The organism is Acidobacteriota bacterium (assembly GCA_016716905.1).
In the GTDB taxonomy this organism is placed as follows: Bacteria; Acidobacteriota; Vicinamibacteria; order Vicinamibacterales; family SCN-69-37; genus SYFT01.
On record JADJUS010000004.1, the window covers coordinates 100,306 to 115,443 of the forward strand.

Below are 15,138 nucleotides of genomic sequence, written 5' to 3' on the forward strand. Positions count from 1 at the left end.
ATTCTAGCCGCGCTTGGCATGCACGGATCGTGCAGAAGAGCACTTGAGCACGAGGGATGGGGAGGCTAGAGTAGGCGCATGCCCATGTCCATGACACGACGAGAGCTTCTTTCGACGGTCGGCGCCGCCGCAGTCGCCGCCGTAGCGTCACCCAGCCTTACTGCCTTTGACCAGGCTCCCGCACCGGCCGGGCCATATACGCTGGCACCCCTGCCGTATCCGGCGGCCGCACTCGAGCCGCATATCGATGCGCAGACGATGACGATTCACCATGATCGGCATCATCAGACCTATGTGACCGGGCTCAATACCGCGTTGGCGAAAGAGCCGGCCGTGGCCGGCCGCTCACTCGAAGACCTGCTGCGCAATCTGGGCACGGTGCCCGAGGGCATCCGGACGGCCGTGCAGAATCACGGCGGTGGGCACTTCAACCACATGCAATTCTGGACGCTGATGGCGCCCAACGCCGGCGGCGCCCCCACGGGCGCAGCGGCTGCCGCCATCACCAGCACCTTCGGCAGTTTCGAAACGTTTCGCGATCGCTTTAACCAGGCGGCCGCGTCACGGTTCGGCAGTGGGTGGGCCTGGCTGAGCGACGAGAAAGGCAAACTTGTGATTCACAGCACGGCCAATCAGGACACGCCGCTCGCGGAAGGGCGCAAGCCGATCATCGGCCTTGATGTCTGGGAACACGCGTACTACCTGAAATACCAGAACCGTCGTGCCGAATACGTCAGCGCGTTCTGGAACGTGATCAACTGGACCGAAGTGAATCGCCGACTGGCGTCTTGACCCCTTTCCGACAAGTCGCTTAGAGTCGGGGGAGCCCATGCGTTTCCGTCGCCCGGTCGCCATCGTCCTGCTCGCCGCATTTTTCTGCGGCTTCGGCGTGCCATGGCTGGGCGACGCGCATCAGTTCAACGACGACCCGCACTGGGTGGTCAAACTCGGAACTGACGCGAACGCCGGCGCCCGGCTGGGCGCCCAGCGAGAGGGGGATGAGAGCCACTGTGCCGTCTGTCACCTGCTCCGCACAATGCGGTCGGCCAGTCGCCCCATGCAGGCCGTCGCCGTTCGTGACGTCCGGCAAGTGCTGCCGCCGCACGTCACTGACCCGCGCACCCGCGCGGCCGTCACGCGCCCCCACGGCGCTCGCGCTCCCCCTTCCGCACTCTGACCCGTCGCTCGTTTGATGTTGGTGAGGCCGGCGCCCTGGTGCGTACGGCCGCGCCTTGGTCGTGGTTTTGGAATGGAAGGAACAAGTTCATGAATACGCGTGTCCATATTCTGGCGGTGGTGGCCCTTTTCCTGGTTGTGGCCCCAGCCAATCTCGTGTTTGCACAGCCCACCGGAGGCACAATTTCCGGCAAAGTCCTGCTTGAAGGCACCAGTGCGCCGCTCCACGGCGCCGAAGTGATCGTCGTCGGTGCGCGCCGCACCGCGACGACCCGCGAAGACGGCACGTTCGAAATCACCAATGTGCCCATCGGAACGTATCAGGTGCTGGCGCAGCGCGAACATTTCTCTGCCGCCAGGCAATCGGTGACCGTGGTGGCTGGGACGACGGCGACGATTGAGTTCAAGCTCTCGGTTGACGCCGTTCACGAGGAAGTGACGGTGACCGCAAGCGCGTCGGGCGCAGCCACGACGTTTGAGGCGTTCAGCGCGATCACCAGCCTTGACGCGGTGGAACTGGCCAAGAACCCGGGCGGCACCGTGGCAGATGCATTGGCGAGCACGCCGGGTGTGGCCAAACGCTCATTCGGGCCTGGCAACGCGAGGCCGGTCATCAGGGGCTTTGACGGAGATCGTGTGCTCATCATGCAGGACGGCGTGCGCACAGGGGATCTCTCGAGTCAGTCAGGTGACCATGGCGTGTCGATCGACCCGGCGGGATTGCAGCGCCTTGAAGTGGTCAGGGGACCTGCCACGCTGCTGTACGGCAGCAACGCCATTGGCGGTGTGGTGAACGCGATCACGCCGCAGGATGCGTTCAGATCCAGTCCATTCTCGGGGATGCTCGGTGGCGTGACGCTTGAGGCCGGAAGCGCCGACGAGTCACTCGGCGCCAATGGCAGTGTGCAGATTGGCCGCGGGGGCTGGACGGCGTGGGCCGGTGGTGGGTCTCGCCGCAGTGGCGACTACACAACGCCGAGCACGACCATTGCAAACTCTGCGAGCCGGCTGCAAAGCGGCCGCGCAGGATTTGGCCGCACCGGGGCCAAGGGTTTCTTCAGCCTTGGCGGCTCGATTGAAGACAGTCGATTCGGTGTGCCGTTTGCCGGATTGTTCGAAGGTGAGCCCGACGCTGAGATCGACATCGACTCTCGACGCCGCGACGTTCGCCTCGACGTCGGCGCGCGGCACCTCTCAGGCTCGTTCCTCGATGCGGCGAAGCTCACGGTGGGATACACGGACTATGCGCACTCGGAGCTGGAGGTTGAAGACGGTGCCGAATCCGTCGGCACGGCGTTCTCAAACGACACCCTGACCGTCAGGACGGAACTGGAGCAGAAGCGGCGCGGACGGATCACCGGACGCCTGGGTGCTGAGTTGTTCAGACGCGAGTTCGCCGCCGTTGGCGCCGAGGCACTGGCCCCGGCCGTGACCCTGTCGTCACTGGCGGCGTTTGTCTACGAAGAAGCAGCCTTTGATCGCTTCCGGTTGCAGTTCGGCGTACGGGCGGAGCGCAACTCCTACGCGGTGGAGCCGCGGCCGGCTGGCGCACCCGCCGAGGCCCCGGCAGTGCGTGACCGTTCGTTCAGCGCATTGTCTGGATCACTCGGCCTGCACGCCAATATCGGCACGCACGGCGCATTCGTTGTGAATCTGAGCGGTGCGTCGCGGGCGCCCGCCCTCGAAGAGCTCTACAACTTCGGGCCACACATCGGGAATCTTGCCTTCGAGATCGGCAACCCCGACTTGAGTGTGGAACGCACGCTTGGGGTGGACATCAGCCTGCGGAGTCGCGCAGAACGCGCCCAGGGCGAGCTGAACGTGTTCGCCTACAACATCAGCAACTTCGTGTTTCTTGATTTCACCGGCGAAGAGGAAGACGGGTTGCGTGTGGCCAACTACATCCAGGCGGACAGCCGTTTTGTGGGGATGGAGGCGTCCGGCGAGTTTCAGGCGCACCCGCTGCTTCACCTGCACGCGGGCGCCAGCTACGTGCGCGCCACACTGACCGGGACCAATCAGCCGCTACCGCGCATCCCGGCATTTTCCGCTCGTCTGGGTGTGGAAGTGCCGTGGAAGCGACTTACCCTCACACCGGAGGTGGTCCTGACTGCCGATCAGAACCGCGTGTTCGGCGCCGAGACGGCCACCGCCGGCTCGACGGTGGTGAACGTCGGCGCCACGTATCTGATTGCCGGTCGTCATGCGACGCACACGTTCTCGCTCAAGGCGTACAACCTGACCAACGAGGACTACCGGCTCCACAACTCGTTGCTCAAGGACCTGGCCGCCGAGATCGGTCGCGGCGCCAAGCTGACGTACACGATCAGGTTTTTCTGAGCGCAGCGATCACCGGCGCCAGGGCTGCGGCCATGTTCCGGTAGCCAGCCACGTCGGGGTGCAATCCATCCGGCGACCCCGCAAGCCGGTCGGGTTGTCCTGGCGCCGCCACGGCGGCGCGGGTGTCGGCCACACGAATGCGCGGGTCGCGGCGTCCCTCGGCCGCGATCCACGCATTGATTTCGCGCATCTTCGCATTCTGCTCATCTGTGGCCGTGTTGTACGGCACGATCGTGCCGGCAACCACGGGAATGCCCGCGGCGATGGCGCGGTCATACATCGCGCGCAGTTGCGTGGTGACGTGTGAGACTGGGCGGCCCTGATAGACGTCGTTGACGCCGGCGATGATGATAACTACCTCGGGCTTCGCCGTCACAACATCGCGATCAAACCGCGCGGCAATCTGGTCGGTGCGTTCACCGTTCACACCGCGATTGAGTACCGTCCACCCCGGGTGCGTCCGCATCAACCAGTAGGAGAACTGACTCTCGGGGTTGCCTTCGCCGTCCGGCGGCGCCTCAATGGGCGACTTGAACGCCGGCGTGCCCGCGGTCGTGGAGTCGCCGAGGGCGACGATGGTGACCGGCGGGGGAGGCGGAGACTGCATCACCGGCCGGTGCGCGCCACTTCTTCGGCGCGTTTGAGCACGCGCAGGATGTTCTTGCCGGCGATCTTCCGCACGTCTTCGTCGGAATACTCGCGCCGCAGCAATTCGGCGATAAGGTCTGGATAGGTGGAGACGTCCTCAAGGCCCAGCACCACCTGCGTGATGCCGTCGAAGTCGCCGCCCAGGCCGATGTGATCAATACCTGCCACCTTGCGGATGTGGTCGATGTGGTCGGCCACTTGAATGATGGTCGCGCGCGGCGGCGTGTTGGCCGAGCGCCACATCTCCACGCCACGGGTGATGGTGTCGGCCGTGCTGCCGGCCACCGCAGTCAGCCTCGCGCGCTCGACGTTTTCACGCGCGTTGAAGTCTGCCACCTCCTGGGAAATGAACCCGGGTACAAATGTCACCATCACCACGCCGCCGTTCTTTGGCATCTGCGACAGGATGTCGTCAGGCACGTTGCGCGGCACGTTGGCGAGGGCCCTGGCCGAGGAGTGAGAGAAGAAGACGGGCGCTTGCGACACCCGGATGGCATCGGCCATGGTGTCGGGCGAGACGTGGCTCAGGTCCACGAGCATGCCGAGGCGGTTCATTTCCTGAATGACCTGTTCGCCGAAGGGCGAGAGGCCGCCGTGGACAGGTGTGTCGGTGGCCGCATCCGCCCACGGGACGTTCAGGCTGTGCGTCAGCGTCATGTAGCGGGCGCCGAGCCGGTACATCATGCGCAGCGTGCCGAGAGACCCGTCGATGGAGTGTCCGCCTTCCATCCCGATGAGCGAGGCGATCTTGCCGGCCTTCTGGATGCGTTCCACGTCCGCCGACGTGAGGGCCAGTTCCAGGCGATCGGGATACCGCGCGACCATGCGGTGCACCACATCGATCTGCTCGAGCGTGGCCGTGACCGCGGTGGTGCCCTGCAACGTTGAGGGCACGTAGACCGACCAGAACTGCGCGCCCACGCCGCCGCGCGCCAAACGGGCGAAGTCGGTGTGCAGGGCCTTCTGGGGTTGCCGCAGGTCCAGCGCGGTGATGTCGCCCTTGGCCAGTTCCCGCACCTGCCACGGGTAGTCGTTGTGTCCGTCGAACACCGGCACATCGCGCAGGATCCTGCGCGCACGTTCCACCATCGGATCTCCCTGTTGCGACGCGACCGTTGTCACACAGAGCGTACACAGAAGCAGTCCCAGCGTTCGCATGAACCGATTATAGCCACCAGCTGGGCTGCCGGCTGCTCGCCATGGCCGCCCGCTATGCCTTGACCAACTTGACCAACTCCAATCGTCCTGATAGCGGTTGATCAAAGCGGCGCTGGGCCGGCTGAGGCTCGCCGAACCGTTCGACCGCATGCTGGTGGCGCAGGCGCTGACCGAGCGGGCACATCTGGTCAGCCACGACAGATCGTTGGAACCGTACGGCGTGCCGATGGTCTGGACGTAGCGCGGCACCTACTGCCGGTAGACACACGCCTGACCGCCGAAGCGGCTCTTCCACGTCGCGACGAGGTTAGTGAAGTTCGTCAGTTCCACCTGGCCGCTGGCGCGCAGCGAAGCCAGCACACTCAGGACGTCGCGTTCCAATGCCGCCATCGCGCTGGCCGACCCGAGCGTCGATGGCGAGACGCCATACGTGCTGGTCTGCATGCACGTCGCTGGAGCCTGGCCTGATTGGTACCGCCCAGCAAGTTCCCTGATGCCGTCGATGTCGCCCTTGAATGCCCCGACGCACGCGATGTTGCCGAGCGGGTCGTCCTCAAAGTAGCGCCAGGGTTCCTTCGGACGCCACACGCCGCTCACGATGGGATCGTTTGTGTGGTTCGGCGTGCCGCTCCCCATCAGAATGTCGCCGCGCCACACCGCGGACGGGTACTGCTCTCCCGAAACCGGGACGCGGAAACGGTCCCAGTTCGCAAACTGCGGCAGCGCCGGGTCCCAGACGTGTCCGCCGATGACCGTGCTGCCACCCACGCCAAGTGTGTCGAGCAAGTACGCCACGTCGGTGTAGTTGTAGCCGAAGGATTCGTGCGAGTGCGGATCGATGGTCACGCCCAGGGTGTCGCGCAGATATCGGAGCAGATTCTGGCCGCCGGTTGATGCGGTCGTTGATGCGTCTTCGTACATCTGCGCCGCGAGCAGGAACTTCCAGTCGGGTTGCAGCACCCACGGCACGTTGTAACGGCGTGCGAGATCGGCCATCGCGATGAGACGGCCACGCAGGGTCAGGTAGGTGGACCTGTTGCCCGCCGATCCCAATGTGCCGCCCGGCGTGTTGTCCTCGATGTGCGTGAACATGACGACGTACACCGGCGGCGCCGTCGCGTTTCCGCCGCCCGTCGTCGTCGGCGCTGCTGTGGATGGCGCCGTCGGCGACGAGGTCTTGTCACCTCCGCACGCCGCCGTAAGACACAAAGTCAGTTGGACAATCAGTCCGAGGACCGCACGTTGAGACATGGTGAACCTCCGCCCCGCCCTGTCACGTTCGACCGGACATGCGCAGGGGAAGTTACTCGCGGTACCATTGCGGGCCATGAGCACAGTCCGCATCGCTCTGGCGAACATTCGTGTTCCCGCCACTCGTGAAGAGTCTGTGACACTGGCGACGGCCGCCGTGGCTGACGCCGGGCGACAAGGCGCGGCCGTGCTGTGTTTTCCGGAGTGCTTCGTCCCTGGCTATCGCTGGCCTGGCAAGGCGACGGCGCCACCAGATCCGGCGTTTCTCGAGCGGGCGTGGACAGCGGTCGCGGAGGCGGCGAGCGCTGCTCAAATCACCGTCATTCTGGGCACAGAGCGCGTGACCGACCGCGGCCTGCAGATTGCCGCCTGTGTGATTGGTCCGGACGGCGCGATTGCCGGATGGCAGGACAAGGGACAGCTCGACCCGTCGGAAGAGAGTACCTATCCGGCGCGCGGGACGGACCGACGGGTCTTTTCCGCCGGACCACTGACCTTCGGCGTGGTGATCTGCCATGAAGGATGGCGGTATCCCGAGACGGTGCGATGGGCCGTGCGGCAAGGGGCGCAGGTCGTGTTTCATCCCCACGCGCATGTGGCCGAACCCGGTAGTTATCGCCCGGTGACCTTCGCCGACCCAGCGAACACCTTCCACGAGAAAGCCGTCCTGTGTCGCGCAGCGGAGAACACGTGTTATTTCGCGTCGGTGAACTGCGCGAGTGAAGGTTCAGGTACGACCTCGGCGATTGCACGCCCCGATGGCACACTGCAGTGTTATCAGCCCTATGGGCACGAGGGGCTGCTCGTGGCGGATTTGGATCTCAGCACAGCCACTGGCCTGCTTGCTGCCAGGTGCCGCTCCCCCTATTCCTGATGTTACGTGGTGACGCGTGCCACGAACGGGCGCGCCCTGACCTGGAACACCTCCCGTGAGCCAGGCCCCGGAGTCAAAAGAGTCCGCCGCCTAGGCGGTGGCGGCTACGGCTGTTCTTTGCGGCGCCGCGCTGAATCATCGTGCTCGTACTTGAACTTTTTGGTCCCTGGGCCGTCCCCGCCGGGCTTGTGCGATCCCACAGACCCTCCCGGTGCGGCCGGACGGGCGTTTTGCCCACGGCTGCCGGCGTTGCCTCCAGCGTCCCTGCCGACCTTCGATTCGGGGCCCCGCTGGTTCTTTCCTGACACGGTCTTCTGGTGCCCGTTGTCGATGACTTCGTGCTTCTTCGCGTGTTGTTCAGTCATAGCTGCATCACAACAGAGCGGCCCCCTGACGTCGATGCACTATTGCACACCCGCCCCGCACATGGCAGACAGCCCGGTACCTGTCGCGTTGGACCCTGCGGGCGCTGGTTTCGTAAGATAGCCCGTCCTGAGCCTCATCCAAATGCAATCAAAACTCCTTCTGTTGTTTGTGTCGTGCGTTCTGGTCACCTCCAGCAGCCTCGTCGCGTTCGGATCGCAGTGGCCGCAGTTCCGCGGACCGAATGGCGCCGGGATTGGCGAAGGCGCCGGATACCCGGTTGAGTTCTCGCCGACGAAGAACCTGGCGTGGAAGACAGCCGTGCCGTTTGGCCAGTCATCGCCGGTTGTGGTCGCGGACCGTCTGTATGTCACGGCGCGCGAGGGCGAGGAGCTTCTGACCGTCGCCATGGACGCAAGGACGGGCAAGGAACTGTGGCGGCAAGGGCTTCGTCGGAGCCGTGCGATGGCGATGTACAAGGCGAACGATCCGGCCTCGCCCACGACCGCAGCGGACGATCGCGGCGTCGTATCTTTTTTTGCGGACTTCGGCCTGATCGCCTACGACGCAGGCGGCCATGTGCGATGGACGCATCCGATGGGCCCGTTCCGGAATTTCTACGGAATGTCTGCGTCGCCGGTGATCGCCGGTGACCTCGTCATCCAGCTGATTGACCAGCTCAACGGTTCGTACCTGGTGGCGCTCGAGCGGGAGACCGGCCGCGTACGCTGGAAGGCCGACCGGCCTGGCGCGACCATTGGGTATGCGACACCGATGGTGTTCCGCCCGTCCGACGGCCGCGCCGAAGTCGTCACCATTGGGTCGACGCGTCTCGACGCCTACGATCTCGCTACGGGCGAGGCGCGCTGGTGGACCCCGATCGGGTCCGGCGGGTCGATGGGTGTGGCGCTTGCGGACGACAAGACGCTGTGGCTCTCCACGTTGGCTTCCGATGAACCGGGGTTGCCGCAGTGGGCCGGCAGCCTCGCGCAGTACGACAAGGACGCCGACGGCCGTATTTCGATGGCCGAACTCGCGGCTGACAAGGAACTTGGGGAGCACTTCGGGTGGATCGACACCAGCGACGATACGTTCATCATCGAGGCGGAGTGGAATGTCGCCCGCACGCTTGGCATGGGCACCTGGGGGGCGATGGCCCTGAAGCCCGGCGGCACCAAGGGCCAGTTGCCAGTGGACGCCGTGCAGTGGCGCTTTCAGAAGAACGTGCCGTACATCCCGGCGCCGCTCCTGTACCAGGGCGTCTTCTACATGGTCAAGACGGGCGGCATCATCACGTCGCTCGACGCCGCGACTGGTGCCCTCCTCAAGCAGGGGCGGGCTCCAGGTGCGCTCGGCGAGTACTACGCCTCACCAGTCGCCGCTGACGGGAAGATCTACGCCCTGAGCCAGGAAGGCAAAATCACTGTGCTCAAGGCCGGCGCACAGTGGGAGGTGCTGGCGGTGAACGATCTCGGCGACGAAATCAACGCGTCGCCGGCGCTGGCGAATGGCCGCCTCTACGTGCGCACGCGCAGCGCGGTCTACTGCTTCAGCCAGGCTGGCCGGGGAATGTAGATGCCGATGGGACGGCCCACCGCCGGCCGCGCGCCGTGGCGGTAACGCCGTGGTAGCAGTCACCGCTTCGACCCGAGTGCGCGGAGGCCTTCGTGCGAGGGTGCGTAGTCCGGGTTGATGTCCAGCGCCCGGCGGAACTCTCGGACCGCGTCTTCGTGTTTGCCCTGCGCGGCGAGGACGCGTGCAAGCGCGTCGTGGGCGCCCGGCTCGGCCGGCAGAAGCGCCACCGCCTGCTCCGCGTGCGACAACGCTTCGCTGACGCGTGTGGTCTCGAGCAGCGCCAGCGCCAGGTTCTGGTGATAGTGCCCATTGCCAGGGTTCGCCGCGACCGCGCGACGGAACGCCTCGGCAGCCTCCTCAGCGCGGCCGATCGAGAAGAGCGAGCGGCCGAAGCCGCTCCATCCCGCATGATTGGCCGGGTCGGCGTCGAGCCACGCTCGGAAATGCGGAACCGACTCGGCCGTGCGGCCGAGGCGCACAAGGGCGTCCGCGATCAGGCCGTGCGCCGTTGGTACGACCGGTTGGTGCGGCTCGTCTCGAATGAACGACCGCAGGGCCTCTGCCGCTTCGTTGAAGCGGCCGGCAGCCCCGAGTTCCCGGCCCAGATAGTAGCGGGCCGGCGCATAGCCGGGCGCGGCGATGGACAGTTCGGCGATCGCCTGGTCGCGCTGTCCGGTGAACGCGAGTTCGGCGCCCACCAGGTGATGCGCCATCGGCGTCGGCCACCGTGCCAGCACCGTCCGCGCCATCGTCACCGCCGATGCGTACTCGCGATTGCGCACGGTCGTCACCACAGCGAGCACGAGCACCAGCGCGCCGACAACCCACAGCAACGAGTTGGCTGGCGCGCGCGACTGGGTTTCAGGGGCGCGGAACCGACGCCAGAGGGCGTCGGCCCCGATGATGACGAGGATCACGATGCAGGCGAGCGGCAGATACATCCGCCGCTCGGCGCCGACTTCGGCTGCGATCGGCACGATGGATGTGGGCGCGAGCAGGACGAATACTGACACGGCGAGGAAGCCGGCCCGCGGCGCTTTCACAAGCCAGACGATCGATGCCAGCCCGACGACGGTCAGAAACGCGGCCTGCATCCACACGTCCGCCAGCGACAGCGGGCGGGTCCAACCGTAGAAGTTCACGAGAGACGATGGCCAGAAGGCAAGACCGAAGTACCGCGTGACCATCTCTGTCTGATTCAGGATGTAGTTCCACCACGTCGTGTGCGCGCTGGCGAACCCGCCGGTCGAGATTGACGCGCTTGCGAGCAGCGAAGGCACGAGCAGCGTCCACGTGGCGGCGAGCGCTGCGTAGAAGCGCCAATGTGACCGGAGCGCGCCTGCGATCGCGGCCATCGACGCGCCCCGCAGATAGATCGCGTCGTACAACCAGATCAGAATCGGCGCCGTGGCCATCGATTCCTTGCACCACATGCCCAACGCGCACAACACGACGGCCGCGATGCGCCAGCGCGCGGGCTGCGGCGACTGATGGGCACGCATGCTTGCGTAGAGCGCGCCGAGATAGCAGAGCGTCATCATCGAGTCCGACCGCTCGCTGACGTAGTTCACCACTTCGCTATTGAGGGGATGGACGACCCACACAAGTGCCGCCACCCCCGCAAGGCCGGCCCCGCGCGGGGTGCCAAGCGTGCGCCGGACGAGCCCGAAGATCACCAGCGCGCAGGCGATATGGAGCGCCAGATTCACGACGCGATATCCGACGACATCCAGTCCACCTATCGCGTAGTTGATCGCGAACGAGAGGTTCACCAGGGGTCGTCGCGCGACCGACGTTTCAGTGGGCGGCGTCAGCACACTCTTGAGGTCAGCCAGGTCGCGAATGCTCTCGTTGCGCACGACGCTGCCGAAGTCATCGAAGATGAACGGATTCGTGAGGCCGTTCGCGTACGTCAGCAGGCCTGCCAGGAGGATCAGCGCCGGCCACAGACGGGCCGCGGGCGCGCCAGAGTGGGTCGATGCCGTGCGGGAGCGACTGGGTTTCACCAAACGGGAGGAGCGAGTCACGAGCGTGTCGCCGCTCATTCTAGCAAGCCCCGTGACCCGCCTTCGCCAAGGCTACGGCGGGGCAAGCCCCAGGACCCCGGGACTCCAGGACCCCGACTAGTCGCGGAGCGCCCCTGCCGGATCCACCGAGATGGCGTGGCGCGCCGGCAGCAACGTCGCGAGCAACGCGACCGTCGTCAACAGTGCGGTGATGGCCACGTACAACATCGGTTCAAGTGCGATGACGCCGAAGAGCGCGCCTTCGATGACGCGGCCGAGCGCCAGGCCCAGGCCCAGGCCGATCGTGATGCCGAACCCGGCGAGCTTCAGTCCAGAGCCGATCGTCAGTTTCAACACGTCACGAGTGGTTGCGCCAAGCGCCATACGGACGCCGATTTCATGGCGCCGCTGCGCCACATAGTGCGCCATCACCGAATAGATGCCCGCGGCTGACAGTACCAGCGCGAGCACACCGAAGGCCGCCATCAACTGGCCGACAAAACGAAGGCCCGTCGTTCTTGTGTGAATGGCCTTTCGCATCGTCTCGGTGTCGAACGCCGGCAGGTTCGAGTCGACCCTGGATACGGCGCCACGCAACCTGGTCAGGCTCCCGTCGGGGTCGCCCTGCACGCGCGCAAGGACAAAGACCTGGGTGCTGGGGAACTGCAGCACCGACGCATAGATGGTTGGTGCGTTGCGCGAATTGAACCAATCGTCAAGGACGTTGCCCGAGATGCCGACGATGGTGACCCACTCCTCGTGAGTGGGGTTCAGCTTCACGCGCTTCCCGATGGGAGATTGGCCGGGCCAGTACAGGTTCGCCAGCGACTGGCTGACCACCGCCACCTGCAGGGTGCCGTCGCGATCCTGCGCAGAGATCGCACGGCCCTCGAGGATCGGAATCTTCAGGACATCAAAGAAGCCGGCTGTGACGCCACGGTAGTTGATGAACGCCGGACCGTTCGGATCGTCGGGCCGCCCGTCCACCACCACCTGACGCCGCTGGTTCGAAGTCGCAGCCGGGGACACCGTGGTGGTGGCGACGTGCGTCACGCCAGGAACCCGGTGCGCTTCATCAAGCAGCTGTCGCGTGAACTGCCGCCGGGCCTCGTCGTCCGGATACGCGGTGCCGGCCAGATCGAGGCGGAGCCTGACCACGTTGTCGGGGTCGTAGCCCTGCGGGCCGCTGGCCATACGGTGTCCGGCAACGGCGGCAAGCCCTGAGGCAATGAGCAGCGGCAGCGCGATGGCAATTTCGGCCACCACCAGGCCGCGACGCAGCCGGCTCCGGCCCATGCCCGCGGTGGCCGATCGACCTCCATCTTTGAGCGACGACGTGAGTTGCGGCTTCGATGATTGGAGCGCGGGGAGCAGGCCAAACAGCAACGCGGTGACCAGCGCCGCGAGCGACGTGACGAGCACCACCCGTGGCGTCACGCCCATCGTGGTCCATCCGGTGACAAAGCGAATCAGTTCAGCGGGCATCATGCCGCGCAGAAGTGCGATGGAACCCCACGCGACCAGGAGCGCCGCGGGAATGGCTGCGGCTGCAAGCACCAGGCTTTCGACGAGCATCTGGCGCACAATGCGCCAGCGGCCGGCGCCGATCGCAAGACGCACGGCGAGTTCGCGCTGGCGCTCGGCGCCGCGGGCGAGCAGGAGGTTGGCGATATTCGTGCCGGCGATGAGCAGGAGGAGAAGCGCCGCCGCCTGCCAGAGTCCCAGAACGGTCGGCAATCCGAAGTCCACCATGGCCTTGGTGAAGGTCATGACCGTGAGGGTGAAGTTCCTGTTGGCATCGGGTGCCAGCTGCTGCAGGCGTTGATACTGAGCGGTCAGCTGCGTCTGGGCCTGCTCAAGGGTTGCGCCGGGGGCCAGCTCGCCGACCACCGTCAGGTACTTGGACTTTCGATCCACCTGTTCTTCAGCGGTCAGAATGGCCGGAGTCCAGAGATCGCTGCCGTTCGGAAAGTCGAATGCCGCCGGCGCGCGCCCGATGACCGTGTGTGGTTCGCCGCTCAGCCGGATGGTGCTGCCCACGATGTTCGCCGTGCCGCCGAACCGGCGCTTCCAGAGGCTGTCGCTGATCACCACGGTGCGTGCCGCGCCCTCGGCCTCGTCGGGTGCGGCGAAGAAGCGGCCCTCAGCGGGTGTAACGCCAAGCATTGCGAAGAAGTCGGCGCCCACGCGTGAGCCCTGGACGCGTTCGGGCTGATCGGTCCCCGAGAGGTTCACATCGCCCCAGCCGACGGTGGTCATGCGGGCGAGCGCCGCCGGGGGATTGCGCCGGAAGTCCACGTAGTTCCCTGGCGCCACGGCCTCCTGCGGGAAAGGCGCGTCGGGCGAGAGTTCCGCCAGCACCACCAGACGGTCGACGTTGGGGATGGTGAAGGGACGCAGCATTAGCGCGTCGATCATCCCGAACGTGGCGGCGTTGGCGCCCAACCCGAGGGCGAGCGTGATCACGACGACGCTGCTGACGAGCGGCTGGCGCCAGAGTGCGCGGGCGGCGACACGAATTTCGGAGAGAAGAGTGCGCATGCTGGAGTCCTTCTGGATGGCGAGCCTGGTCCGGTACCGCCGCCATGCATCGTGAATGCGATCGGTGAACAGGTTGAGCGTTTCGCGCCAGTACCACCGGTGGGCGCGACGCCGGTCTTCACGGGAACTGATGTCGGCGAGTTCTTCGCGCAGGTCGCCCAGCGTGGTGTCGCGCCACGGTTCGTCGCGCAGCAGCCATCGCACAAGGGCTTCGGCGGCGCGCGGGGGCGTGGGCGTGGACGACTTCATCGTCAGGACCGGGAAGACCTGTTTCGACGGGCGCCCATCGCCGGGCCGTCGGCTAGCAGGGTATCGAGGCCGGCCGAGAGCGTCTGGACGGCGGCCTGCGCATGCCTGATGGCCTGCAGGCCGAGCGGCGTGACCGTGTAATACCGGCGTGCGCGACCACCCCGAATGGCAACAGGGTCACCCATCGCGGAGGTGACGAGGCCCTTGGCTTCGAGACGGTCGAGCGATGTGTGCACTGCGCCCCGGGCCACGTCGCGACCGGTGCGCTCGATGAGCAATTGCCGAATGGGGACCGTGTAGGCGTCGGTGCCGTCCCTCTGGCATTGGAGGACGGCGAGCAGGAGCAGGTGCTCAAACTCGCCGACGGAGGGAGTCGGGGTGCGCGAAGCCGTCATTGTAGGCAATATACGCGACGGCCCCGACATAGTTCCCTGTCACGACGGATCACAGGGAGGCGCGGAGGCATGGAGGAACTCCTTTTCAACGACGGATCACAGTGGATTCGACATCGGTGTAGCCGGACCTGAAGGTCCGGCCTCCGAAGACATGACCTGTCCGTCCTCGGAGGCCGGGTCTTTAGACCCGGCTACACCGATGTCGAATCCGCTCTCGCCCGTGCCGCACGTGGCGGTTGAACAGTTCTTGCAGTGTGACGTATTGTAAGACTGCTTATGATTTCTGACCTCGAAGCGCTGGTGCTCGACCTGTTGTCTGCGAAAGCCCCGACGTATGGGCTGGACCTCGTGCATGCCTCTGGCGGCCGCCTTAAGCGCGGCAGCGTGTACGTGACCCTGGGCCGCATGGAGCAGAAGGGCTTCGTGACCTCGATGGTGGAGGAGCGGCCCGGTGAGGGGCCGCCGAGGCGGCTGTACGAACCCACGGCATTGGGTTTGCGCGCGCTTGTTGCGGCGCGACTCATGGAAGGCGACCTGCCGTTGGGCTCGAAAATCTGAGCCC

The 15,138-nt window shown here is 65.7% G+C and carries 14 protein-coding genes; 7 read left to right on the forward strand and 7 right to left on the reverse strand.

Annotated features, from left to right (window positions below; translation table 11 throughout):
• Window positions 1–84: 84 nt before the first annotated feature.
• From IPL75_04310 to IPL75_04320, 3 genes are all read left to right on the forward strand, one after another.
• Entirely contained in the window at window positions 85–792 is a 708-nt protein-coding gene (locus IPL75_04310) for a superoxide dismutase (protein MBK9239484.1), read from the forward strand.
• Window positions 793–829: 37 nt separating this feature from the next.
• Entirely contained in the window at window positions 830–1,177 is a 348-nt protein-coding gene (locus IPL75_04315) for a hypothetical protein (protein MBK9239485.1), read from the forward strand.
• Between the two features lie 89 nt (window positions 1,178–1,266).
• Window positions 1,267–3,516 carry a TonB-dependent receptor gene (locus IPL75_04320; protein MBK9239486.1) on the forward strand — a complete coding sequence of 750 codons (2,250 nt, stop codon included), beginning with the start codon at window positions 1,267–1,269 and terminating at the stop codon, window positions 3,514–3,516.
• On the opposite strand, the gene IPL75_04325 is transcribed toward IPL75_04320, so the two are convergent.
• Window positions 3,503–4,123: an SGNH/GDSL hydrolase family protein gene (locus tag IPL75_04325; protein MBK9239487.1), complete on the reverse strand. Its 621-nt coding sequence runs from the start codon at window positions 4,121–4,123 to the stop codon at window positions 3,503–3,505. The genes IPL75_04320 and IPL75_04325 overlap by 14 nt on opposite strands.
• Window positions 4,123–5,253 (reverse strand): dipeptidase, encoded by a 1,131-nt coding sequence (locus tag IPL75_04330; GenBank protein ID MBK9239488.1) that lies wholly within the window; start codon window positions 5,251–5,253, stop codon window positions 4,123–4,125. The genes IPL75_04325 and IPL75_04330 overlap by 1 nt, the downstream gene beginning before the upstream one ends.
• 166 nt (window positions 5,254–5,419) lie before the next feature.
• On the opposite strand from IPL75_04330, the gene IPL75_04335 reads away from it, so the two are divergent.
• Entirely contained in the window at window positions 5,420–5,563 is a 144-nt protein-coding gene (locus IPL75_04335) for a hypothetical protein (protein ID MBK9239489.1), read from the forward strand.
• A gap of 8 nt (window positions 5,564–5,571) precedes the next feature.
• Here IPL75_04335 and IPL75_04340 read toward each other — a convergent pair whose 3' ends face one another.
• Window positions 5,572–6,573, reverse strand: coding sequence for a hypothetical protein (locus IPL75_04340; GenBank protein MBK9239490.1), 1,002 nt, complete (start codon window positions 6,571–6,573; stop codon window positions 5,572–5,574).
• Between the two features lie 76 nt (window positions 6,574–6,649).
• Between IPL75_04340 and IPL75_04345 the strand changes: the two genes are divergently transcribed.
• Window positions 6,650–7,447, forward strand: coding sequence for a carbon-nitrogen hydrolase family protein (locus tag IPL75_04345; GenBank protein MBK9239491.1), 798 nt, complete (start codon window positions 6,650–6,652; stop codon window positions 7,445–7,447).
• 104 nt (window positions 7,448–7,551) lie between these two features.
• Here the strand turns inward: IPL75_04345 and IPL75_04350 are convergent, their stop codons facing one another.
• The gene (locus tag IPL75_04350; protein MBK9239492.1) at window positions 7,552–7,812 is read right to left on the reverse strand and encodes a hypothetical protein; all 261 of its coding nucleotides are present in this window, start codon (window positions 7,810–7,812) and stop codon (window positions 7,552–7,554) included.
• Window positions 7,813–7,954: 142 nt separating this feature from the next.
• On the opposite strand from IPL75_04350, the gene IPL75_04355 reads away from it, so the two are divergent.
• Entirely contained in the window at window positions 7,955–9,385 is a 1,431-nt protein-coding gene (locus tag IPL75_04355) for a PQQ-binding-like beta-propeller repeat protein (protein ID MBK9239493.1), read from the forward strand.
• 59 nt (window positions 9,386–9,444) lie between these two features.
• Here IPL75_04355 and IPL75_04360 read toward each other — a convergent pair whose 3' ends face one another.
• From IPL75_04360 to IPL75_04370, 3 genes are all read right to left on the reverse strand, one after another.
• A complete protein-coding gene (locus IPL75_04360) occupies window positions 9,445–11,391 on the reverse strand; it encodes a tetratricopeptide repeat protein (protein ID MBK9239494.1) in 1,947 nt (648 codons plus the stop codon).
• Between the two features lie 117 nt (window positions 11,392–11,508).
• Complete coding sequence (locus tag IPL75_04365) at window positions 11,509–14,181, reverse strand: ABC transporter permease (GenBank protein MBK9239495.1); 2,673 nt, start codon at window positions 14,179–14,181, stop codon at window positions 11,509–11,511.
• Between the two features lie 2 nt (window positions 14,182–14,183).
• Window positions 14,184–14,576, reverse strand: coding sequence for a helix-turn-helix transcriptional regulator (locus tag IPL75_04370; GenBank protein MBK9239496.1), 393 nt, complete (start codon window positions 14,574–14,576; stop codon window positions 14,184–14,186).
• A gap of 276 nt (window positions 14,577–14,852) precedes the next feature.
• On the opposite strand from IPL75_04370, the gene IPL75_04375 reads away from it, so the two are divergent.
• The gene (locus IPL75_04375) at window positions 14,853–15,134 is read left to right on the forward strand and encodes a PadR family transcriptional regulator (protein MBK9239497.1); all 282 of its coding nucleotides are present in this window, start codon (window positions 14,853–14,855) and stop codon (window positions 15,132–15,134) included.
• Window positions 15,135–15,138 lie beyond the last annotated feature (4 nt).

Bases quoted from the DNA above. Each gene is read 5' to 3' on its own strand.
- IPL75_04310 (MBK9239484.1), top strand. From the start codon at position 85: ATGTCCATGACACGACGAGAGCTTCTTTCGACGGTCGGCGCCGCCGCA.
- IPL75_04320 (MBK9239486.1), top strand. From the start codon at position 1,267: ATGAATACGCGTGTCCATATTCTGGCGGTGGTGGCCCTTTTCCTGGTT.
- IPL75_04365 (MBK9239495.1), bottom strand. From the start codon at position 14,181: ATGAAGTCGTCCACGCCCACGCCCCCGCGCGCCGCCGAAGCCCTTGTG.
- IPL75_04345 (MBK9239491.1), top strand. From the start codon at position 6,650: ATGAGCACAGTCCGCATCGCTCTGGCGAACATTCGTGTTCCCGCCACT.
- IPL75_04330 (MBK9239488.1), bottom strand. From the start codon at position 5,253: ATGGTGGAACGTGCGCGCAGGATCCTGCGCGATGTGCCGGTGTTCGAC.
- IPL75_04315 (MBK9239485.1), top strand. From the start codon at position 830: ATGCGTTTCCGTCGCCCGGTCGCCATCGTCCTGCTCGCCGCATTTTTC.
- IPL75_04370 (MBK9239496.1), bottom strand. From the start codon at position 14,576: ATGACGGCTTCGCGCACCCCGACTCCCTCCGTCGGCGAGTTTGAGCAC.
- IPL75_04350 (MBK9239492.1), bottom strand. From the start codon at position 7,812: ATGACTGAACAACACGCGAAGAAGCACGAAGTCATCGACAACGGGCAC.
- IPL75_04355 (MBK9239493.1), top strand. From the start codon at position 7,955: ATGCAATCAAAACTCCTTCTGTTGTTTGTGTCGTGCGTTCTGGTCACC.
- IPL75_04325 (MBK9239487.1), bottom strand. From the start codon at position 4,123: ATGCAGTCTCCGCCTCCCCCGCCGGTCACCATCGTCGCCCTCGGCGAC.
- IPL75_04340 (MBK9239490.1), bottom strand. From the start codon at position 6,573: ATGTCTCAACGTGCGGTCCTCGGACTGATTGTCCAACTGACTTTGTGT.
- IPL75_04375 (MBK9239497.1), top strand. From the start codon at position 14,853: ATGATTTCTGACCTCGAAGCGCTGGTGCTCGACCTGTTGTCTGCGAAA.